25 protein-coding genes are annotated in these 21,277 nt (G+C 69.6%); 20 read left to right on the top strand and 5 right to left on the bottom strand.

Annotation, left to right across the window (positions count from 1 at the left end; translation table 11 throughout):
* The first annotated feature begins 139 nt into the window (after positions 1 to 139).
* The 3 genes from LCY71_RS03505 to LCY71_RS03495 are packed head-to-tail and all read left to right on the top strand — an operon-like array spanning position 140 to position 3,188.
* Positions 140 to 1,396: a COG1361 family protein gene (locus tag LCY71_RS03505; protein ID WP_225334982.1), complete on the top strand. Its 1,257-nt coding sequence runs from the start codon at positions 140 to 142 to the stop codon at positions 1,394 to 1,396.
* A complete protein-coding gene (locus tag LCY71_RS03500) occupies positions 1,393 to 2,055 on the top strand; it encodes an ABC transporter ATP-binding protein (protein WP_225334981.1) in 663 nt (220 codons plus the stop codon). The genes LCY71_RS03505 and LCY71_RS03500 overlap by 4 nt, the downstream gene beginning before the upstream one ends.
* A complete protein-coding gene (locus LCY71_RS03495) occupies positions 2,052 to 3,188 on the top strand; it encodes an ABC transporter permease (protein WP_225334980.1) in 1,137 nt (378 codons plus the stop codon). Before LCY71_RS03500 ends, LCY71_RS03495 begins: the two co-directional genes overlap by 4 nt.
* A gap of 53 nt (positions 3,189 to 3,241) precedes the next feature.
* Here LCY71_RS03495 and LCY71_RS03490 read toward each other — a convergent pair whose 3' ends face one another.
* The 3 genes from LCY71_RS03490 to LCY71_RS03480 form a co-directional block, all read right to left on the bottom strand.
* On the bottom strand, positions 3,242 to 3,772 hold the full coding sequence (locus LCY71_RS03490) for a DUF1349 domain-containing protein (RefSeq protein ID WP_225334979.1): 531 nt from the start codon (positions 3,770 to 3,772) through the stop codon (positions 3,242 to 3,244).
* Positions 3,773 to 3,885: 113 nt separating this feature from the next.
* Positions 3,886 to 4,182 (bottom strand): zinc ribbon domain-containing protein, encoded by a 297-nt coding sequence (locus tag LCY71_RS03485; RefSeq protein WP_225334978.1) that lies wholly within the window; start codon positions 4,180 to 4,182, stop codon positions 3,886 to 3,888.
* 122 nt (positions 4,183 to 4,304) lie between these two features.
* The gene (locus LCY71_RS03480; protein WP_225334977.1) at positions 4,305 to 4,733 is read right to left on the bottom strand and encodes a hypothetical protein; all 429 of its coding nucleotides are present in this window, start codon (positions 4,731 to 4,733) and stop codon (positions 4,305 to 4,307) included.
* 157 nt (positions 4,734 to 4,890) lie between these two features.
* Here LCY71_RS03480 and ahbB point away from each other — a divergent pair, with 157 nt between their 5' ends.
* The 14 genes from ahbB (at position 4,891) to LCY71_RS03410 (ending at position 15,990) form a co-directional block, all read left to right on the top strand.
* A complete protein-coding gene (ahbB, locus tag LCY71_RS03475) occupies positions 4,891 to 5,964 on the top strand; it encodes a siroheme decarboxylase subunit beta (protein WP_225334976.1) in 1,074 nt (357 codons plus the stop codon).
* On the top strand, positions 5,961 to 6,608 hold the full coding sequence (locus tag LCY71_RS03470; RefSeq protein WP_225334975.1) for a precorrin-2 dehydrogenase/sirohydrochlorin ferrochelatase family protein: 648 nt from the start codon (positions 5,961 to 5,963) through the stop codon (positions 6,606 to 6,608). The genes ahbB and LCY71_RS03470 overlap by 4 nt, the downstream gene beginning before the upstream one ends.
* Positions 6,605 to 7,951: a glutamyl-tRNA reductase gene (gene hemA, locus LCY71_RS03465; RefSeq protein ID WP_225334974.1), complete on the top strand. Its 1,347-nt coding sequence runs from the start codon at positions 6,605 to 6,607 to the stop codon at positions 7,949 to 7,951. Before LCY71_RS03470 ends, hemA begins: the two co-directional genes overlap by 4 nt.
* Positions 7,952 to 7,998: 47 nt before the next feature.
* On the top strand, positions 7,999 to 8,277 hold the full coding sequence (locus LCY71_RS03460) for a 4a-hydroxytetrahydrobiopterin dehydratase (protein WP_225334973.1): 279 nt from the start codon (positions 7,999 to 8,001) through the stop codon (positions 8,275 to 8,277).
* The gene (lwrS, locus tag LCY71_RS03455) at positions 8,274 to 8,687 is read left to right on the top strand and encodes an LWR-salt protein (RefSeq protein ID WP_225334972.1); all 414 of its coding nucleotides are present in this window, start codon (positions 8,274 to 8,276) and stop codon (positions 8,685 to 8,687) included. The genes LCY71_RS03460 and lwrS overlap by 4 nt, the downstream gene beginning before the upstream one ends.
* Positions 8,688 to 8,779: 92 nt before the next feature.
* Positions 8,780 to 9,412, top strand: a complete 633-nt coding sequence (locus LCY71_RS03450; protein WP_225334971.1) for an HAD family hydrolase — start codon at positions 8,780 to 8,782, stop codon at positions 9,410 to 9,412.
* A gap of 61 nt (positions 9,413 to 9,473) precedes the next feature.
* Positions 9,474 to 10,229, top strand: coding sequence for a GIDE domain-containing protein (locus tag LCY71_RS03445; protein WP_225334970.1), 756 nt, complete (start codon positions 9,474 to 9,476; stop codon positions 10,227 to 10,229).
* 43 nt (positions 10,230 to 10,272) lie between these two features.
* Positions 10,273 to 10,629, top strand: a complete 357-nt coding sequence (locus LCY71_RS03440) for an Hsp20/alpha crystallin family protein (RefSeq protein WP_225334969.1) — start codon at positions 10,273 to 10,275, stop codon at positions 10,627 to 10,629.
* An 18-nt stretch (positions 10,630 to 10,647) separates the two neighbouring features.
* A complete protein-coding gene (locus tag LCY71_RS03435) occupies positions 10,648 to 12,354 on the top strand; it encodes an AarF/UbiB family protein (protein WP_225334968.1) in 1,707 nt (568 codons plus the stop codon).
* A 101-nt stretch (positions 12,355 to 12,455) separates the two neighbouring features.
* Positions 12,456 to 12,830 (top strand): translation initiation factor IF-5A, encoded by a 375-nt coding sequence (locus tag LCY71_RS03430; RefSeq protein WP_225334967.1) that lies wholly within the window; start codon positions 12,456 to 12,458, stop codon positions 12,828 to 12,830.
* Between the two features lies 1 nt (position 12,831).
* Positions 12,832 to 13,629 (top strand): arginase family protein, encoded by a 798-nt coding sequence (locus LCY71_RS03425; RefSeq protein WP_225334966.1) that lies wholly within the window; start codon positions 12,832 to 12,834, stop codon positions 13,627 to 13,629.
* Positions 13,630 to 13,775: 146 nt separating this feature from the next.
* A complete protein-coding gene (locus LCY71_RS03420) occupies positions 13,776 to 14,774 on the top strand; it encodes a DUF8528 domain-containing protein (RefSeq protein ID WP_225334965.1) in 999 nt (332 codons plus the stop codon).
* 115 nt (positions 14,775 to 14,889) lie between these two features.
* Positions 14,890 to 15,657: a Nif3-like dinuclear metal center hexameric protein gene (locus tag LCY71_RS03415; protein WP_225334964.1), complete on the top strand. Its 768-nt coding sequence runs from the start codon at positions 14,890 to 14,892 to the stop codon at positions 15,655 to 15,657.
* Positions 15,658 to 15,777: 120 nt separating this feature from the next.
* Positions 15,778 to 15,990, top strand: a complete 213-nt coding sequence (locus LCY71_RS03410) for a DUF8149 family protein (RefSeq protein WP_225334963.1) — start codon at positions 15,778 to 15,780, stop codon at positions 15,988 to 15,990.
* Between the two features lie 67 nt (positions 15,991 to 16,057).
* Here LCY71_RS03410 and LCY71_RS03405 read toward each other — a convergent pair whose 3' ends face one another.
* Entirely contained in the window at positions 16,058 to 16,960 is a 903-nt protein-coding gene (locus LCY71_RS03405; RefSeq protein WP_225334962.1) for a DUF7282 domain-containing protein, read from the bottom strand.
* 266 nt (positions 16,961 to 17,226) lie between these two features.
* Here LCY71_RS03405 and LCY71_RS03400 point away from each other — a divergent pair, with 266 nt between their 5' ends.
* Entirely contained in the window at positions 17,227 to 17,883 is a 657-nt protein-coding gene (locus tag LCY71_RS03400; protein ID WP_308444690.1) for a SprT-like domain-containing protein, read from the top strand.
* Between the two features lie 146 nt (positions 17,884 to 18,029).
* A complete protein-coding gene (locus tag LCY71_RS03395) occupies positions 18,030 to 19,034 on the top strand; it encodes a deoxyhypusine synthase (protein WP_225334961.1) in 1,005 nt (334 codons plus the stop codon).
* A gap of 25 nt (positions 19,035 to 19,059) precedes the next feature.
* Here LCY71_RS03395 and LCY71_RS03390 read toward each other — a convergent pair whose 3' ends face one another.
* Entirely contained in the window at positions 19,060 to 20,508 is a 1,449-nt protein-coding gene (locus LCY71_RS03390) for a hypothetical protein (protein WP_225334960.1), read from the bottom strand.
* Between the two features lie 214 nt (positions 20,509 to 20,722).
* Here LCY71_RS03390 and LCY71_RS03385 point away from each other — a divergent pair, with 214 nt between their 5' ends.
* Positions 20,723 to 21,220 (top strand): GNAT family N-acetyltransferase, encoded by a 498-nt coding sequence (locus LCY71_RS03385; protein ID WP_225334959.1) that lies wholly within the window; start codon positions 20,723 to 20,725, stop codon positions 21,218 to 21,220.
* Positions 21,221 to 21,277 lie beyond the last annotated feature (57 nt).

Raw genomic sequence — 21,277 nt, 5'->3', positions numbered from 1 at the left:
ATCTCGATAGGGGGACCTCTGGTCTGTCGATCGACATGATAGCATCACAGCCCTCCAGACGCGGCCGGGTCGTCCGGTCGCGTTTCGCTTCGAACCGACCGACGACCACAGGCGGAACGTCAGGCGGAGCGGGACGCCGATGAGACGGGACCGACTACTGGCCGTCGCGCTGGCCGCCGTCGTCGCCGTCCAGTCGATGGCTGCAGTGGCGGGCGTCGCCGCGGCGCAGGACGCGGACGTCGCCATCTCCGGCGTGAGCGTCACCCCGGAGGAGCCGGCGCCGGGCGAGGAGTTCGACGTGACGGTGAACGTCTCGAACCTCGCCAGCAGCGACGGGAGCGCGAGGGTCACGGACATCTACGTGCGTGCAAACGACGACCTCGAGGAGTACACCCGCGTCGAGAACCCGGGATCGATCCCCGCGGGCGGGTCGCTGTCCGTCCCGTTCACGCTCTCGTTCGAGGAGACGGGGACGAAGAACCTGCGAGTCCACGCCACGGTGCAGACGCCGGGCGGCGAGTACAGGAGCCTCGAGTACCCGCTGTACGTGACCGTCGCCGAACCGGACGACGTTCTGGTATCGGTGCCTGCCTCGGAGGCGACCGTCGGCGAGGAGACGCCGGTCAACGTCACCGTCGCGAATGGGGCCCCGGGCGCGATCTCGGGCGTGTCGGTCTCGCTCGAGGGCGATGGAACCGTCGACAGCCCCGAGCGCGTCACTGGATCGATCGGGGCCGCCAGCGACCGAGGGTTCGGCTACAACGTGACGTTCCCCGAGACGGGGACCCACGAGCTGTCGGCGACGGTGACCTACACGACCGCTCAGGGCGTCACCCGGACGGTCAGCGAGTCCTCGACCGTCGACGTGGTCAACGAGTCGACCGACGGCGAGGACGAGGTCGCGGGCGAGGTCGGGCTCGTCGGCGTCGAGACCCGGGGCAGCGGCGTCGTCACGGTCCAGGGCGAGGCGGCCAACGTCGGCGGGAGCAGGGTCGAGTCCGTGCTGCTGCGCGTCCGGGAGACCGAGTCTGTCACGCCGATGAGCGCCTCCGGCGAGCACTTCGTCGGCGGACTCAACGCCAGCGACTTCGACACGTTCGAGCTGATCGCCGAAGTCGAGGGCAACGCGAGTACGATCCCCGTCGAGATAGAGTACCTCGTCGACGGCGAGCGGAAGACGAAGACCCAGCAGATCCCCGTCGACTCCGACGGCGGGGCGGCGTCGGACGTCGGCCGCGAGCCCGAGCGCACGGGCGGGTTCGAAGAGGAGCGAATGCAGACGCCCTCGCGGGACCGCTCGACCGGGCTGCTGGGGGGGATCGGCTCGCTGGCCGTTCCGCTCGCCCTCGTCGCCGGCCTGCTCGGGGGCGGGTACGTCCTCTGGAAGCGACGATGAGCGTCATCGAACTCGATGACGTGGTGAAGCGCTACGACAACGGCGGTGAGGAGATCGAGGCGCTGAAGGAAGTCGACTTCTCGCTCGACCGGGGCGAGATGGTGGCGATCATCGGTCCCTCCGGGTCCGGCAAGTCGACGCTGCTGAACATGATCGGGCTGCTGGACACGCCGACCGAGGGCCGGATCGTCCTCGACGGCCAGGAGGTGACTGATCTGGGAGCGGACGAGCGGACGAACCACCGCCGCAACAGCATCGGCTTCATCTTCCAGAGCTATCACCTGCTGCCGATCCTGTCCGCCGTCGAGAACGTCGCGGTCCCGTCGATGTGGGACCGGTCGGTCGACCGCCGGGACCGCGCCCGGGACCTCCTGAAGCGGGTCGGCCTCGGCGACCGCCTCGACCACACGCCACACCAGCTCTCGGGCGGCCAGAAGCAGCGGGTCGCCATCGCGCGGGCGCTGGTCAACGAACCACACATCGTGCTCGCCGACGAGCCGACGGGGAACCTCGATCAGGACACCGGCGCGACGATCCTCGACGAGCTCTCGCGCATCAAGGACGAGGAGGACGTCGCCATCGCCGCCGTCACGCACGACACGCAACTGACCGAGTACGCCGACCGCTCGGTGGAACTGATCGACGGGGTGATACAGTGAGCCGACTCCGGGGCTGGCTGCCCAGCGTCCTGATGGCCTGGCGGAACCTGTGGCGCAACAGGCTCCGGACGATCCTGGCCGCGCTGGGCATCGTCATCGGCGTGGTCGCCATCGCCGGTCTCGGGATCACCGGGTCGGCGCTGCGCTACGGGACGACCCAGCAGTTCCAGGACCTGACGAACCAGGCGACCGTTCAGCCCGGCGAGGACGCCGATCGGCGCCACCTCACGGAGTCGCAGGTGCTGACGATCCGCGAGGCCGTCGGCGACGCGAACGCGACGGTGATCCCGATCAAGTCCAAGGGGGTCCGGGTTGCCTCCTACCGGCAGGAGGTACACGCCTCCGTCGAGGAGGTGACCCACCCGAAGGAGCTGTACACCGCCCAGCGGGGCAAGATTCCCGAGCCGTTCCGGACCGGGGTCCTGCTGAACAACGAGACGGCCGCCCGCCTCAACGCCACCATCGGCGACCGGGTGATCGTCGGCGACGACTCCCACAGGGTGCGCGCGATCATCAGCGAGGGCGGCATCGGCTACCGCCGCGCCGAGGTCGTCGTCTCGCCGCCGGCCATCGCCGACCGGGGGTACCTGGCAGTCACCATCGTCGCCGAGGACGGGGACATGGCGCAGGACCTCGCCAACGCGACGCGGGACCGCATGAACGCCCCCGACGAGGAGGTCGTCCGCGTCGACACGCGGGCGGGCCTGAACAACCGCGTCGGGGACTTCTTCAGCACAGTCAACCTGATCCTGCTGGGGATCGGCTCCATCTCGCTGCTGGTGGCCGGCGTGAGCATCCTCAACGTGATGCTCATGAGCACCATCGAACGCCGCAGCGAGATCGGCGTCCTCCGGGCGGTCGGCGTCCGCCGGACCGAGGTGTTGCGGATGATCCTCACCGAGGCGACGCTGCTGGGCGTCCTCGGCGGAGCAGTCGGTGCCGCCCTCTCGCTGGGGATCGGCGCACTCCTCTACGACAGGCTGTACGAGGACCCGACGCTCGTCCTCCGGTGGGCAGCGCTCCGATACGTCTTCGTCGGCTTCGCGTTCGGTGCCGTCGCCAGCCTCCTCAGCGGGATCTACCCCGCCTGGAAGGCCGCCAACGAGCGGCCCGTGGAAGCGATCCGGAGCTAGCGGGTCGCGGCCCCGGCAGGCCGCTCCAACGCCCCGGTCGGGCGTCAGGAGCGCTACTCGACGGAGAACGACTCCACTGTCACGGTGAACCCGTCGCCCTCCGGCGCGGCACCCATCGGACCCACGCGCAGTTCGCCCGCGTCGCTCAGCGTCGCCTTCCGGATCATCGTGAACGACTCGCCGTCCAGCGAGTATGACACCTCGACGGTCGCGTCCCGCCGCTCGACGCGGATCCACAGGACCGGCGGGTCGCCGTCGAGGGGAACGACCGACCAGTCGGACTCCCCGCGCGTGACCACGGCGCTGGCGTACTGCTCGCCGTCGACCAGTTCGACGCCGCACTTCAGCCACGTCGCCGGCGACTCCCTGACCAGCAGCCCAGCCTGGTCGTACTGGTCGCCGTAGTCGCCCCGCACGGCCGCGGTGGCGGTGAAGTCACCCTCGACCGTCCGCAGGGACGCGTGGGCGTCGTCCTTTACGAAGCCGTGGTCCGTGATCCGCCAGCAGTCGGTGTCGGGTTCGACCTCGAATGAGAGGACGCCGTCCGCCTCCGACCACTCCGTCGGCTCGTTGAACCAGTCCATCGCCGGAGCGGACGACCAGGTCGGCGATAAATCCCCGTGGCGACTATAGTAGCCATTGAAACTATTCACACATCGAGGGGTACCCGGGGTGCCCCTCGAGTGTGTCAGTGCGTTCAATTTCTACTATACTCCACCGCGTCGAGGTCCGCCTGGCAGGTGTGGCAGTACCGGAAGTCCTCGCCGTTGGCCGCGCCGCAGCGCGGACAGAGCACGCCGTCCTCGGCCTCCGCGTAGCGGGCGTTCAACTGCCCGACGTCCGTGGCTCGCGACCCCTCGCGGTACTCCTCGACGAGGTCGTCCATCGCCATGTAGTCGAGCGCCCGGAAGAGCAGGACGAAGAACAGCGGTGCCCCTACCAGCACCAGGAGGAAGACGCCGATCCGGATCGCGAGTTCGACCCGGGATACCATACCGCGGGTACGGTTCCCGCGGCAAAACCGTTGGTGGCGTTCTGTGCTTCTGCTTCGCTTTCCCCCGGCTCTCGTTCGGGAAGCGCCTCGGCCGGGCTCGGCAAGGAGAGCGCTGTTCGGTCTCAACTGCGGCTCGCATCCACGGCCCATCGGGTGGCTACGAATCGGGTGCAAACGCCGAGGAGATAACCCGGTAGACACGTCATCGCCGTCGCTATACCGACCGTCACCACTGCTCGCTGTACCATGGGGGGAACCGACCAGGCGATCGTCGACTCGAAACGGGTGAAACTCACCAGCAGGACGACGACGTACACCAGCGTCCCGACGTACCCGCTGACGAGTCCCTGGTCGTCCCACCCGGCGAGGACGCCGATCGCACTCCCGACGAGCGCCGCGTACCAGACGTGTGAGGCGAGCCACGATCCGAGGCCACCGACGCTCCCGACATCCCGGACTATGAGCGTGATACCTGCGACGGCGATGGAGTATCGTCTCCGCCAGTGTACTGGATCCCCCAGGAACACGTCGAGGAGTACTCGCCCACCCATACGACGGGATGTACCTGCGACCCCCAATAGTTTTGCAGACCCTATATGAGTAATTAAATCCGACCGCGCGCACGATTCTCGGACGTCTCGATCCCGTGTGTTTAGTAGTAACGTGCCCGTCGCGGGGCTTAAGCCCGCCCGGTACGCAGATTCGTACATGACAGGGGACCTGGACCGCGTCGACCGCGCGGTCCTCAACGCCTTCCAGGGCGGCTTCCCGGTAACGGAGCGGCCCTTCGGGCCGGCCGCGGAGGCGCTCCGGGAACGAGGGATCGACGTGACCGAGTCGGAACTGGTCGAGCGAGTCCGGGCGATGGACGAGGCGGGCACGCTGACCCGCTTCGGCGCGCTGATCGACGCTGAGGCAATCGGCGGGACGGCGACGCTCGTGGCGATGCACGCGCCGGAGGAGCGCTTCGACGAGGTGGCCGAGACGGTCAACGGCTTCCCCGAGGTGGCCCACAACTACGCCCGCGAGCACCCGCACCTCAACATGTGGTTCGTCGTGTCCGTCGCCGACGAGGACCGCGTCGAGGAGGTCCTCGCGGAGATCGAGTCCGAGACGGGCCAGGAGACGTACAACCTGCCCAAGCAGCGGGAGTTCCGCGTCGAGGCGAAGTTCCCGGTCGACGGCCCCCTCTCCGAGGAGGGCATCGACCTGTCTGATCTGGGCCCGGACGTCGAACCCACCGACCGCGAGGGGCTGACGCCCGACGAACTCGACCTCGTCGTCGAGATCCAGGACGGCCTGCCGATATCGGCGACGCCCTACGCCGACGTGGCCGAGACCGTCGGCGCGGACACCGAGTGGGTCGTCGAGACGATCAAACGATTTAACGAGGAAGGCAAGGTCCGGCGGGTCGGCGCGGTGCCGAACCACTACGCGCTGGGCTACTCCGAGAACGGGATGACCGTCTGGGACGTGCCCGGCGAGGTGGTCGAAGAGGTGGGCCGGGACGTGGCCGCCTTCGACTTCGTCACCCACTGCTACGAGCGCCCGCGCCACGAGGGCGTGTGGCCGTACAACGTCTTCGCGATGACCCACGGCCGCGACGAGGCCGAGAGCCAGCGGCGCATCGAGCAGGTCCGCGACCGGATGAGCGAGCACTGGGACGTCGGCGACGACGACTGGGACACGCTGTTCTCGACGGAGATCCTCAAGAAGACGGGCATCCGCATCGAGGAGCGGGCCGAGGCGAACGTCGTCGACGCGGAGACCCCCGACACGTGATCCCCTTACTGCACGACTTCTCCGGCGAGACGGTCCTCGTCTTCGGCGGCGGGAGCGTCGGCGCGCGGAAGGCCCGGCGGTTCGCCCGCGAGGCCGAGGTCGTCGTCGTGAGCCCGGACTTCGCGGACGCCGACTTCGGCGGCGCGGAGCGGGTCCGCGAGGCCGTCGACGCCGACGGGATCGCCGGTTGGCTCGATCGCGCCGATCCGGCGCTGGTCGTGGCCGCGACTGACGACGACGACCTGAACGCCGCCGTCGAGACGGCCGCCACCGAGCGCGGGGTGCTGGTCAACCGCACGGACGTCCAGGGCGAGCGGGACCCGGGGAGCGTCGTCGTCCCGGCGACGGTGCGGGACGATCCGGTCACCGTCGCGGTGGCGACCGGCGGGCGGAGCCCGGCGCTCTCGAAGCACCTCCGGGAGCGCATCGAGGACGAGATCGACGGCGCGGGCGCGATGGCCGAGCTGACAGCCGACCTGCGGCGGGAGCTGAAAGCGGACGGAGCCTCACCAGAGGACCGGCGCGCCGCGGTGCGGGCCGTCGCGAGATCTGACGCGGTTTGGAAGGCTTTAGATAGTGGGGCGTCCAATGCACGGCAGAAAGCAGCCGACGTCGTCGCCGACGTCACCGGTGATCCAACGTGAGACAAGGGATGGGTGAAATCTCCGGCGTAAGCGTCTCCCACAGCAACGCCAGCGTCGACGACCTGGAGGCGATCGCAGTGGACAGCCAGCGGGCCGAAGTCGAGTCGCTGCTCGCGGCGCCCGGGGTCGAGGAGGCGCTGGTCCTCCAGACGTGCAACCGCGTCGAAGCCTACGTCGTCACCCGGAGCGGGCCGACGGACGCGCTTGAGCGGTACGTCGAGCCCGTGGCCGCCGAGGCCGCCGTCGAGATGGACCACGAGGAGAGCCTGCGCCACCTCATGCGGGTGGCCGCCGGGCTGGAGTCGATCGTCCTCGGTGAGGACCAGATCCTCGGTCAGGTGCGCGACGCCTACGAGGACGCCCGTTCGGTCGGCGGCATCGGGGACGTCCTCGAGGACGGCGTCATGAAGGCCGTCCACGTGGGCGAGCGCGCCCGTACCGAGACGGCCATCAACGAGGGCGTCGTCTCGCTGGCCTCCGCGGCGGTCCGACTGGCGGCCGACGAGGTCGACCTCGACGGCGAGACCGGCCTCGTCGTGGGCGCCGGCGAGATGGGCACGCAGGCGGCCACGGCCCTCGCCGAGCGGGTCGACCGTCTGCTCGTGGCCAACCGGACCGTCCCGCACGCCGAGCACGTGGCTACCACGGCGGAGGTCGAGGCCAGCGCGGTCGCGCTCGACGCCGTCGAGGCGGCGGCCGAGGAGGCCGCAGTCGTCGTCTCCGCGACGGGCAGCCCGGACTACGTGTTCGACGCCGCTGAGCTGGCGGCCGGCGGCGAGACGTTCGTCGTCGACATCGCCCAGCCCCGGGACGTCCCGCCGGCCGCGGACGGCCTCTCGGAGGTGACCGTCTGCGATCTGGACGACCTCGAGACGATCACCGAGGAGACGCGCGACCGGCGTCGCCGCGCCGCCGAGCGCGTCGCGGCCATGATCGACGAGGAGTTCGACCACCTGCTGACCCAGTACAAGCGCAAGCGGGCCGACCGGGTCATCTCGGCCATGTACGAGAGCGCCGAGCAGGTCAAGGCCAGCGAACTGCGGACGGCCCTCTCGAAGATGGACCTCGACGAGGACCAGCAGGAGGTCGTCGAGTCGATGGCCGACGCCATCGTCTCCCAGCTGCTGGCCGCCCCGACCCGAAGCCTGCGGGACGCCGCCGAGGAGGACGACTGGTCGACCATCAACACGGCGCTCCAGCTGTTCGATCCGGACTTCGGGCCCGACGGTGAGGACGGCGACGCCTCACCAGCCGTCGCGCAGGCCGACTCCGCCGACGAGGTCCCCGAGGGTGTGCACGAGGAGATCCCTGCCGCCGTGCTGGAACAGCTCGGCGACGACTGATCGACAGCGGGCCAACAGTTTTCCCGACTCCGTTCGACGCCTCGCACATGGCCGAGCTACTCTCCGACGACGAGATAGCGGAACAGCTACCCGAGGACTGGGAGCGCGAGGACGACGAGATCGCCCGCACCTACGAGTTCGACGCGTACCTCGACGGCGTCGGGTTCGCGTCGGCCGTCGGCGGGCTGGCCCAGGAGGCGTTCCACCACCCGGAGATCACCATCGGCTGGCGGGAAGTGGAGGTGCGGCTGACCACCCACGACGCGGGCGGGATCACGGAGAACGACACCGAGCTCGCCGCGCGGTTCGACGACCTCTACGAGTGACGGGCGGCGAGCGCGACGACGTGGACGGCGACCCCGTCCCGGGCGAGGCGGCCTACGTCTTCCGCGTCGCCGTTCGCCTCGATCCGGGACCACCGGAAGTCAGCGTCGACCCGGCGACGTTCGAGACGGTGATGGAGCGAGCGGCCGACCCGCCCGGCGAGGACGGCTGGCTGTTCTTCCGGGACAACCTCTGGCGTGGCGAACTCGCCGACGAGGGACACTTCCGGCGGCTGACCGAGGAGGCGCTGTCCGCGCCCGTCGCGGACGTCTCCTTCCGGGAACTGCGGACCGACGAGGCGTACCTGGCGGCGCTGAAAGAGGAGATGGCGACGAATCTCGAGGAGTTCAACGCCGACGACGTCTCCGAGGCGCTCTCGAAGTACCTCGGTAGTTCGATCCGGGTAGAGTGACGCACCGGTGATCCCGGCAGCAGCACCGTGTCACGGTATCGCGCAACGGCAGAAGCTACTTACTGTTGCACGCCCTACACTAACGATCCCGCATGGTTGACGAGTACGACTTCTGGTTGTGCGACCTCGACGGGACGCTCGTGGACGTCGACCCCGAGTATCCCCGCGACGTGATCGGTGACGTCGGTGACCGCCTCGGCGTCGGGTTCACCGACCGGGACGCGGAGCACCTGTGGTACGGCATGGGCGGCGTCCGCGACCGGGTCCTCGACCGCCGGGGCGTCGACCCGGAGCGGTTCTGGGAGACCTTCCACGAGGTCGAGGATCCCATCGCCCGCGCCGAGGCGACCTACCTCTACGACGACGCCGAGGCGTTCCTCGGGTCCGTCGACGGGCCGGTGGGCCTCGTCACGCACTGCCAGCAGTACCTCACCGACCCCGTGCTCGACCACCTCGACATCGGCGACTGGTTCGACGCGGTGGTCTGCTGCGACGACGAGGTCGGCTGGAAGCCCGACGCCGGCCCGGTCGAACTGGCGATGACCGATCTGGGCGTCGGCTACAACGGCCACGTCGGCGCCCTCGTGGGCGACGACCCCGACGACGTCGGCGCCGCCTGGAACGCCGGCCTCGACGCCGTCCACGTCGAGCGCCACGACCCCGACGAGCGCGGCCACTGCGTGCTCGGGGATCATCGGATACAGCGGCTGGACGAGCTGCACTGAGCGTCGCGTCCGCCGCTCGTGACCCCCGAAATTTATACGCGCTGAGCGTGCTCGCACGGGCATGGTCTCCGGTCCACTCACCCTCGCGTTCGCGGCCGCCGGCCTTGCCGTCCTCTCGTACAGCCTCCATCGGCTGCGATCGGTCGTCCACGCCCTCCGGAACGACCCCGTCGACGTCTACCGCCTGCCGAACCACTCGGGCCCGGTGGAGGTCGAGGGCGAGGCGCGACTCGACGGAGCCACCGTCACCGCGCCCTTCTCCGGCCGGGAGTGTCTGGCCTACGAGTACGAGGCCGAGGAGCTCCGGTCGTCGGGCAAGCACAGCCACTGGGAGACGCTTGACTCGGGCGGGGCCGCCGTCCCGTTCCTGGTCGACGACGGGTCCGGGAAGGCTCGGGTCGAGCCGGCCGGGGCCGAACTGCACCTCGAGTCACACGTCGTCCGGGTCGACCCCGGCGAAAAGCCGCCCGGGCGCATCGCGGAGTACCTCGCCGAGAGCGACGAGGTCGACCCCCAGGACCGGACGCTCGACCTGCGGGTCGTCGAGTTGAACCTCGGCAACGAGCAGCGGTTCGTCGAGCGCCGCCTCGACGTCGACGAGACGGCCTACGTCTACGGGCAGGCGTTCGAGGAGGCGTCGCGGGAGTGGGGCTCCGGCGTGGTCAACGCCGTGATCAGGAACGGCGATCGAGCGCCGGCGTTCGTCGTCTCCGACGCCCCCGAACGGGCCACGGCCTGGCGGATGGCCAAGCGGCCGCTACTGGGGGTGGCCGTCGGCCTCGCCGCGCTCGCACTGGCGGCCAGCGCTGCCGTGTGAACCGACCGCGGGCTTTAGGAGTGCGCGCCCCCAATTGCCGCCCATGTCAGCGCTCCGTGACGCCATGCGGGACCTGCCGGACGCGGTGTTCGCCGACGCACACGAGTCCGACGAGGAGTACCTGCTCGTGCTCGACCTGCCGGGAGTGACCGCCGACACGCTGGACGTGCGCGTGACGGGCGGCCGACTCACGATCGAGGCACAGCGCGAGAAGGACGTCCCCGGGGAGTTCCGGTTCGTCAGCGAGGAGCGCTCGCTGTTCCTCGACGTCGAGCTCCCGCTGCCGCCGGACGCCACGGGGACCGACGCGGAGGGGACGATCGAGGGTGGGGTCCTCGAGCTTCGCATTCCGAAGGCGACGAGTGGTCGGGGCACGACGATTCCCGTCGAGGACGCCTGAGGACGGGGTGGCTGGCTGGTGAACCTTCGCGCCTACTGGCGGTTTCTGGTCGTCGTCCGGCAGTTCCTGCCGCTCGCGCTCGCCTACGCCCGCGACAGGCACCGGTTCATCCTGTTCGGGCGCTCGCGGCGGGTCACGAGCGAGCAGCGCCGCGAGCGGGCCGCCACGCTGCTGGAGTCGCTTTTGACCCTCGGTCCGACGTTCATCAAACTCGGCCAGTTGCTGTCGACGCGGCCGGACGTCCTCCCGCCGCAGTACATCGACGAGTTCTCGAAGCTCCAGGACCGGGTGCCGCCGGCGCCCTGGGAGGAGGCCAGGGTCGTCCTCGAGGAGGAACTGGGGCCGGTCGACGAGGCGTTCGACGACTTCGAGCGCGAGGCCATCAGCGGCGCGAGCCTCGGGCAGGTGTACCGGGCCAGCGTCGACGACGAGCCCGTCGCCATCAAGGTCCGACGGCCCGGCGTCGAGGACCTCGTCGAGGCGGACCTGCGCGCCATCCGGTGGACGCTGCCGGTCCTGCTGTACTTCACCGACGAGACCCGCTCGTTCTCGCTGGAGACGCTGGCCGACGAGTTCAGCCGCACGATCCGCCAGGAGATGAGCTACGAGCGCGAGGCGCGGATGCTCACCGAGATCAGGGACAACTTCGCCGACGAGGAGCGCGTCCGGATCCCCAGCGTGATCGAGAGCCACTCGACGCCGCGCGTGCTCACGATGGAGTACGTCCCGGGGACGAAGATCAACGACGTCAACGAGCTGGACGAGCTGGGCGTCGACCGCACGGCGCTCGCGGAGACGCTCCAGCGGAGCTACCTCCAGATGATCATCGACGACGGCGTGTTCCACGCCGATCCCCACCCCGGCAACCTGGCCGTTCAGGACGACGGCACGCTCGTCTTCTACGACTTCGGGATGTCCGGCCGCGTCGACCCGTTCCTGCAGGACAAGATCGTCGACTTCTACGCGGCGGTGGCCGATCAGGACATCGACGCCATCCTCGACGCGCTCGTCGAGATGGGGACCCTGAGTCCCGACGCCGACCGGCAGTTGATGGGCGACGTGATGGAACTGGCCATCGCGGACGCCCGCGGCGAGGACATCGAGCAGTACCGCGTCCAGCAGATCGTCCAGCAGGTCGAGGACACCATGTACGAGTTCCCGCTGCGCCTGCCGCCGGACCTCGCGCTCGTGCTCCGCGTCGCGACTGTCGTCGAGGGCGTCTGCGTGACGCTGGACCCGGACTTCGACTTCATCGAGGTCGCCACGAGCTACCTCCGCGAGGAGGGGTACATCGCCGCCGGCGCCCGCGAGTTCGTCGAGGACCGGGCGCGTGAGGCCCGCGACGCCGTCGAGTCCAGCGTCCGCGTGCCCCCGAAACTGGAGTCGGCGCTGGACCGGGTCGACCGCGAGGACTTCCACGTGCGGGCCGACATCGAGGACTCGGACGGCGTCGTCCGCCAGATGACCCGGCGGCTGGTCCTTGGGATGATCGTCGCCAGCGGGACCTTCAGCACCGCCTACCTCTACGCCAACGCGACGGACGTGGCGACGGTCGTCGCCGGCGTCGGGACGGCCCTGATGGCGGTGCTGCTGCTGTACTCCTTCCGGCGCTCCGGCGGCATCAGGGCCGAGCCGCAGTTCACGCGCCAGAACCTCCGGGAGGGCCAGGAGGATGAGGAGAGCAGCGGCTACGCGCGGGCCTACGGGCCCGACGAACTGGAGTGATGGGGCGGGCAACGGCTCATCGGCCTCCCGCCGAGACTCGTTCCGAACAGGCGCTCTCGCAATCCAAACCGTTTATACAGGCACATCGACAATCCCGCGGTATGCCGCGACAGCAGAACGAGGTTCGAGACCTCGACGAGGGAAGCTACGTGATGATCGACGACACGCCCTGCGAAATCAACTCCTACAGCACGGCCAAGCCGGGCAAGCACGGCAGCGCCAAAGCCCGCGTCGAGGCCGAGGGCGTCTTCGACGGGAAGAAGCGCTCGCTCTCCCAGCCCGTCGACGCCAAGGTCTGGGTCCCGATCATCGACCGCAAGCAGGGTCAGGTCGTCTCCGTCACGGGCGACGACGCCCAGGTGATGGACCTGGAGACCTACGACACGTTCACGATGCGCATCCCCGAGGGCGAGGACCTCAACCCTGACGACGAGATCGAGTACCTCGAGTACGAGGACCAGCGCAAGATCGTCTAGGATGTTCCCCGGCGCGTCGGCCGACCCCGCGTCGGCAGAGTACGTCGTCGTCGGCGCACCGCTCGACGCCTCGACGACGTTTCAGCCAGGCGCTCGGTTCGGTCCGCGCCGCGTCCGCCATTTCGCCGAGTCGTTCGACGACTACGACCAGTACACGGAGCAGCGCTTCACGGACCTCGCCGTCGCGGACCACGGCGACGTCGGCCCGACCGACGACGTCGACGAGTACCTGACCTTCCTCCGCGGGACGCTCGCCGACCACGCCGAGGAGGGCCGATTGCCGCTGCTGGTCGGCGGCGAGCACACCGTCACCGTCGCGGGCGTCCGCGCCCTCGACCCCGACGTCTTCGTCTGTCTCGACGCCCACCTCGACCTCCGCGAATCGTACGCCGGCAACCCGCTGAGCCACGCGACCGTCGCCAACCACGCCCTCGACGTCGCCGACCGCGCGGTGATCCTCGGGGCGCGCACCGGCAGCGAGGCCGAGTGGGAGCGCGCCGGGGCCGACGACGTCACCGTCGTCCCGCCACAGGCGGTCGCCGACTGGGAACCGGACCTCGACGGCGACGCCTACCTCTCGGTCGACATCGACGCCGCCGACCCCGGCTACGCCCCCGGCACCGGGACTATGGAGCCGTTCGGCCTCGACCCGTCGACGATGCACGAGGCGGTCCGCGCCGTCGCGCCCCGTGCCGTCGGCTTCGACGTCGTCGAGGTCAACGACCGGGACGAGGGCCAGGCCGCCGTTCTCGCCGCGAAGCTCCTGCGCGCGTTCGTCTACGCCCACGCTGACGGCTGAATTGCCGTCAGCGGCTTTGCACGCCGACGGCTGAATTGCCGTCAGCGACTTTGCACACGGACGGCTGCATCGCCGTCAGCGGCACGACCCCTTCGCCCCGTCACGGCGGCGGATAATTTAAGACAGCGGCCGACACACGTGGCCGCATGGATCGACTCTCCTCGTGTTACTTCTGCGGGGCGGCGCTGGACGCCTCCCTCTCGGAGTATCCGATCGTGCCCGCCGAACTGCACCCCGACGACGACCAGCAGCAGACGGTCGTGCTGTGCCCGACCTGCCGGCGGAAACTCGGCCAGGTGGTCGAGACGGTCGTCGGCGCGATGGACGGTCGGTCCGGCACGGACGGCGATTCCGAGCGGCGACAGGTCGACGCAGACGGGGCCGTCGAGGGCGACGCCGACGGCGGGGACGTCGGTTGGATGTCAGCAGAGGACGCCGTGGAACAGGGTTCCACGAGCTCCCGCTCGGCTTCGCCTCGCGGAGACGCAGCGGGCGACGAGGGGCTCCTCGGCGGTGCGAGCGGTGACGACGGGTCGGCGACGCCACGACGGCGGCGGAACGGGTCGGCCGGCGCCGGCGACGGCAACTCGGATGCGCCGACGGGCCGGCCCAACGGCGGTCGCTCCGGGTCGACCGGGGACGGGGGCAACTACGCCGACGGCCGGAGCGCCGCCGACGTCGCGAACGATCGCTCGGAGGCGGGCGACGCCGTGGAACAGGGTTCCACGAGCCCCGGATCGCAGGCTCGTCAGGACGCCGACGAGCAAAGCTCGTCGAGCCATCGCTCGGCTTCGCCTCACGAGGACGCCGCTGGAGCAAGCTCTAGCGAGCCCTCCGTCGCTGATACTCCGGAGGACGCCGACGAGCAAAGCTCGTCGAGCCCTCGCTCGGCTTCGCCTCACGAGGACGCCGACGAGGGCACCGGCGGACCGACGGACGGGGAGCCCTCGCTCACCCGACTGGAGTACAACAAGGTCATGCGCCTGCTCCAGAACCGCGAGTTCCCCGTCGACCGGGCGGAGATCAGGGCCGTGGCCACCAACGCCTACAAGATCAGCGACGACGAGTTCGAGCGCATCATCGACGCCGCCGTCGAGCACGACCTGATCGACGAGCGGAACGGCCAGCTGGTGCAGGCCGACTGACGCGGCGACTGCTTCTGACGCTCCCGGACGATCCGACGTCGGCACCGGCCTGATCGCCCGGTGAGCTCACGCCGGAGTCCGAAGGCATACGGCGGGGCCGACCGACGGACCGGACATGGACCTGCAGGAGATTACGGAGCGGCTCGACGACCGGCTGGACACCGCGGCCTACGCCGACGTGGATCCGAGCCCGAACGGGCTCCAGGTCGGGCCCGAGAGCGCCGAAATCGAGACGGCGGCGGTCGCGGTCGACGCCGCGGAGGCGACCGCCGAGGCCGCCGTCGAGGCGGGCGCCGACCTGCTGGTGACCCACCACGGCGTCGTCTTCGGCGGCATGGAGCGGCTGACCGGGACGTACTACCGGCGCGCCGCCCCGCTGATCGAGAACGACGTGGCGCTGTACGTCTCGCACCTCCCGCTGGACGGTCACCAGGAACTGGGCAACGCCGCGGGCGTGGCGGACCTGCTCGACCTGACCGACCGCGAGCCGTTCGGCGAGGTGGGGCCGGAGTACATCGGCCAGCGCGGGCGAGCGCCCGAGGGGTACACCGCCGACGAGCTGCGCTCGACGCTCGAGGAGTCGCTCGACACCGGCGCCCGGCCCGTCCAGGTGCTCGACTTCGGCCCGGAGCGGATCGAGGACGTGGCCGTTGTCACCGGTAGCGGCGTCGATTGGATCGACGAGGCCGCCGCGGCGGGGGCGGACGCGCTGATCACCGGCGAGGGGAAGCAGCAGGCCTACCACGAGGCCCGCGAGGCCGGCCTGACCGTGGTGCTGGCCGGCCACTACGCGACGGAGACCTTCGGCGTGCGGTCGCTGGCTGACCTGCTCGACGGCTGGGGCGTCGAGACGACGTTCCTCGACTTCCCGACCGGGCTCTGACGCCGCTGGGCTCCCGCCAGGGACCGTCTCCGCCGCGTCGGCTCGTCGACAGAGTAGGTTTCGAGTGCTTCCCCGGCGGCTACCCGAACGCTTTTGCTGCGATGCGCGCGCCTTTCGGGTATGTCGGGTGAGAGCGAACTGCCGGACGTCCCGGTGGTCTGTCCGGAGTGCGACACGCGCACGGAGGTCCCCTTCGACAACCTGGAGGCGGCCATCGATCGACACAACGACCAGCTTCACGACGGCGAGGAGGTCGCGCGTCTGGATCCGGAGGTCGCGGAACACCTGCTCGACCGCGCCGCGGAGGACCTCGGACTGCTCGATCGGGAGTGAAAGGGCGACGAGGGCCGCGGCGACGGCGGCCCCGTCAGAAATCAGTCGACGGGTTGCGGTTACCGATCTAGGACTCGTTGCCGTCGGTCATGTTGTCGTCAGTCTCGTTGTCGTCGTCGTCGAGGAACCCGGGCTCGACTAGCCCGTCGCCGTCCTCGTCTCCTTCAGGGGTGTCCTCGGCTCCGTTGTCGGCGGTCTCGTTGTCGGTGGTTTCGTCGTCGGTGAGGCCGACGTCAGCCTCGTCGTCCTCCTCGTCGGTCTCGTCCATCTCCGTCTCGTCGTCCGCGGTGTCAGTGACGTTCACCATCGCGGAGTCGGACGCGATCGACCCGTTCTCGTTCATGTAGACCTCGTCGGTACCGAGGTCGAACTCGCCGTTGTCGTTCGTGTCCTGGAACGCGACGACCACGATGGTCTGGTTCTCGTCGAGCGTCTCGTCGAGCGTCAGAGTGACGTTCTGGCCGTCGGCCATCGTCTCGTTGTCGGTGACGCTCAGCGTCTCGTTGTCGGTGGCGTTGTCCGTGGCGTTATCGGTCGCGTTGTCGCCGACGGCCATCGTCTCGTTCTGACCGGCGTCCGTGGCGTTCACGGACCCGAGCGGTTCCGCCAGGGTGGCGTTGTACGCCACGAGGAACCCGCCCTCGGAGAGATTCACGGACGAGACGTTGATCGCACTGCCGTTACTCATCTGGTCTTCGACGGTCAGGGTCGCCGTCGGCATCTCCATCGTCTCGTTGTCGGTGAGGCCGACGTCCGTCTCGTTGTCCGTCGTCTCGTTGTCTGTGAGACCGACGTCCGTCTCGTTGTCCGTCGTCTCGTTGTCTGTGAGACCGACCTCGGTCTCGTTGTCTGTCGTCTCGTTGTCGGTGTCCTGTGCCGTGACGCCCATCGTCGCGACGCCCCCGACAGTGATCACTGCGAGGGCGAGGGCGACGGCGGCGAGGCGGGTCTTTGTGCTGTCGCTTGTCATGAGGAGTCAGCTCCGCTGCAATATCCGACGAGGGCGAGAAGTACCTTAGTACAGAAGAACCGTTCAGAGTCCCATACAGACGCTACTGAGCGCTCTCCGAGTATTTGATCGGAGTTACTGGACTAGTGATCGCGCTTACTGACTACCATCACACAGGTTTTGGGAATGACATCTAGGGCAAGAGAGGGTATCTGACGGACATCGGCGGGCGCGTCCCCGATCCGCGGCCGGGACGCCTAAACCCGTCCGTCACACAGGGGAACGCAATGGACGAGGCGCCGCCGTTCGAGACGATCTCCGATCACGAGGAGCTGATCGCGTGGTCCCGTTCGTACGCGCGGGACGCGAGGCGGGAGTGGGGGCTCGACACGCGCTTCGACCTCGTCGAATGGGAGGTCTCGACGCGCGCCAAGCGCCGCGCCGCGGCGGTCAAGCGGCCGGTGATCGACGGCGCGACGGTGGGCGAGCCGATGGACTGGGAGGCGAACCCGGGCCCCGACGGCCGGCCTCCGGAGTGCACCGTGTCGCTCACCTGGACGGCCTTCGAGGCGTTCGACCGCGCGGAGTGGCAGTCGACGCTCCGGCACGAGCTGATCCACGTCGAGCAGTTCCAGCGCTACGGGACCACCGGTCACGGCGCGGCCTTCCGCGAGCGCGCCGAGGCGCTCGACACCGAGGTCCACTGCCGCACCTTCGCCGACCCGAAGTGGACCTTCCGGTGTACCGACTGCGGCGGGGTGACCGCACACCGGTACCGCGAGTGCAAACTCGTCCGAGAGTACGAGCAGTACCGATCGAACTGCTGCGAGGCGCCGATCGAGCGAGAATCGCACGGCGAGGGCGACGGGGCTACCGACGACGTGGCCGCAGTCGAGGCCGACGCCGCCGACGGGACGGCGGCCGACGACTATAGGAGAAATTGAACGCACTGACACACTCGATGGGCACCCGGGGTGCCCCTCGATGTGTGAATAGTTTCAATTTCTCCTATCGGGGAGCAATGCCGCGCTGCCCGCTTGCCGCGACCGCGAAGCGCGGCCTTGAAGCCCGCGCCGCCGCGAGGAGGGGTATGAGCGACGACCGAGAGGCGTTCGACCACGACCCCGTCGGCCACAGCGAGGCCCGGGCGGGGATGACGGTCGGCGAACTGGCCGACGAGTACGGCGACGCCGGCGTCGGCGCGGCCACCGTCCACGAGGCGGTCGACGTCACCGCCGAGATGCTGCGGGACGACGTGACCACCTTCCTCGGGCTGGCCGGGGCGATGGTCCCGACGGGCATGCGCCGCATCGTCAGCGACCTGATCCGGGACGGCCACGTCGACGCGCTCGTCACGACCGGCGCGAACCTCACCCACGACTCCATCGAGGCCATCGGCGGGAAGCACCATCACGGCGAGACCCACGCCGAGGGTATGACCGAGCGCGAGCACGACGAGCAGCTGCGCGACGAGGGCGTCGACCGCATCTACAACGTCTACCTGCCACAGGAGCACTTCGCGCTGTTCGAGTCCCACCTCCGCGACGAGGTGTTCCCCGTCCTCGCCGAGGAGTCGGACGACGGCGGCGTCTCCATCCAGCGGCTCACCGAGGAACTGGGCCGGGCCAACAGCGAGGTCAACGAGCGCGAGGACGTCGCGGAGGACCCCGGCGTCGCCGCCGCGGCCTACGAGAACGACGTCCCGATCTACTGCCCCGCCGTCCAGGACTCGGTGCTCGGTCTCCAGTCGTGGATGTACTCCCAGACCAGCGACTTCACGCTGGACGCGCTGGCGGACATGACCCAGATCACGGACATCGCCTACGAGGCCGACGAGGCCGGCGCGCTCGTCGTCGGCGGCGGCGTCCCGAAGAACTACGTCCTCCAGACGATGCTGGTCTCGCCGGACGCCTACGACTACGCCGTCCAGCTGACGATGGACCCGCCCCAGACCGGCGGGCTCTCGGGCGCGACGCTGGAGGAGGCCCGCTCGTGGGGGAAACTGGAGACGGACGCGCGCAACGTCTCCGTCTACGCCGACGCCACCATCACGTTCCCGCTCGTCGTCGCTGCGGCGCGCGAGCGCGTCGAGTAGCGGTCGGGAGCTCCGGCAGCACGATTCAGGCGATCCGCGGCTCGTTCGACCCGCCGCCGCGGAGCTTCTCGAGCAGGTCGTAGCGCAGCGCCAGCCACGCGGCCACCAGCAGGACGCCGACGGTCGCGACGGCGAGCGAGACGGCGCCGACGTGCGCGAGCGTCCGCTCGACGAACCCGACCGCGAACCCGCTGATCGCGTCGCCGCCGCCCAGCGCCGCGGCGGCCCGGTCCCGGAGGACCCCCAGTGCGAGGTACGGCGGCAGGCTCCCGGCGACCAGTGCGGCCCCGGTCGTCCCGAGGACCGTCGGGAGCGATCGGGTGGCGTAGTACAGCAGTCCGATCAGCAGGGCGCCGACGGCGGGCAGGACGAACGGCAGGCGGTCGAACCACTGGACGACCGTCCGCGCGCCTTCGAGCCGCTGGGTCGTCCCGTCGCCCAGCTCCTGGGTCAGGTCGAGCCGGTCGGGCAGCTCCCGGTCGAGGCGCTGTCGGGCGCGGTCGCCGGCCGCCTCGCCCAGCCGTTCCCTGTCGGCGTCGAGGCGGTCGCGGAAGGTCCCGTAGTCCACGTCGGTGGTGAGACCGGTCGCGACGGTGGCCTGGACGGCGAGGGTGGCGTTCTCGACCGGGTCCTCGTGAGTCGAAGACGAACGAGGACTCGACGAGCTTTGCTCGTCGGTGTCGTCGGCGGTCCGGCCGGCGTACTGCTCGCGGACGGCGTCCAGTTCCTCGTCGACGCGGCTGTCTATCTCGTCGCCGCGCTCCTCGCTGATGTACCGGCGCAGCGCGGTCCGGATCTCGCCCTCGTGCTCATCGATCAGCCGCTCCTTCTCGGCCTCGGAGTAGTCGTCGGGGTCGTAGTCGTCGATCACGAGCGACAGGAGCCGGTCGTCGCTGGCCTCGCCGTACGCCCGGTCGACGGCCGCGTCGAGGACGCGCTCCCGGGCCTCGTCGCGGACGGTCGCCCGGGCGGACTGGTACCCGGCGGGGCCGCTGGTCATCCGCTCCAGAAGCGTCGCGTTGACGGGGTCGCGGAGTTCGACGTCGCTCTCCGCGACCAGCGTGGTGAGACTGGCGTCGGCCACCTCGCTCGCGACGGCCGCCGACGCCTCCGCTTTCACCGGGCGCGTGTCGACGGTCAGGTCGGGCTCCGCCCGCTGCCCGTGGAGGTAGGCGTACAGCCGGTCGACGTTCGCGTCGGTCTGGTTTCGCACGTACCGGCGGTCCACCGCCTCGGCGACGACGGCACCGGTGTCGATCCCGGCGGCCCCCGCCGACTCCGGGACGCTGTCCTCGACGGCCGACAGCGTCGCGTTCCGGACGACCGCGTAGCCCTCCTCCTCGGCGACCGTCTCGGTGACGAAGTCGGGGTCCAGAACCGTCCCGTGTGCGCCGGCCGTCGCCACGGCGGCGACGGTCGTCGTCGTCAGGAGCGCGCCGACCACGACGACGGCGAGCGTTCGAGCGACGTTCACGCCGTCGTCACCGTCCGTTCGGTAGGGGACTCGGACGACGTCGACGGGGAGCCGCGTCTCGATTGCATCGTGAGTTGCGTTCCTCTCGCGTGGCCCCCTATTTATCGCTACCGACCGGCTATCAGCCGCGAAAACTGCGGGACGACGGCGGGGTGGCGAGCATTGTGGTATTCACTGCCATACTACTATGGTCGAGGCCCGCGTATCGCCGGCTATGACCTCGAAGGCGTCCGTCCGTCCGGCGGAGTGGGACGACGTTCCCGGGATCCGGCGGGTTGCGCGAGCCGCGTGGCACGAGGTGTACGACGGGATCTTCGGCGATGCGGCGGTCGCGGCGATGGTCGACGAGGCGTACGACGAGGACGTCCTGGAGCGGATGATCGACCTCGACGAGGTCGGCTTCTTCGTCGCGACGCGCGACGGCGACGTCGTCGGCTACGCCAGTTGCGGCATGACCGAACCCGCGAGCATCGGCGACCTGGACATCTACGTCCACCCCGACCACTGGGGCGAGGGAATCGGCACCGCCCTGCTCGAACGGGGCGAGCAGCACCTCCGCGACGTCGGGACCATGACCATCCGCGACGAGGTGCTGGTCGAGAACGGCGTCGGCAACGCGTTCTACCGCGAGCACTTCGAGGAGGCGGGGCAGCGAACGGTGGACTTCGGTGGCGAGGAGAAGGCCGTGAACGTCTACGAGAAGTCGCTGTAGGAGGCGGCGCGGTGCTGGCGCGACTACCCGCGCCCGCTACCGTGTGTGCCACTCACA

Origin of the sequence: Halomicrobium urmianum (genome assembly GCF_020217425.1) — an archaeon.
GTDB lineage: Archaea > Halobacteriota > Halobacteria > Halobacteriales > Haloarculaceae > Halomicrobium > Halomicrobium urmianum.
The sequence above is the reverse complement of the archived record's forward strand: the minus strand, read 5'-3'. Positions and strand labels throughout refer to the sequence as shown.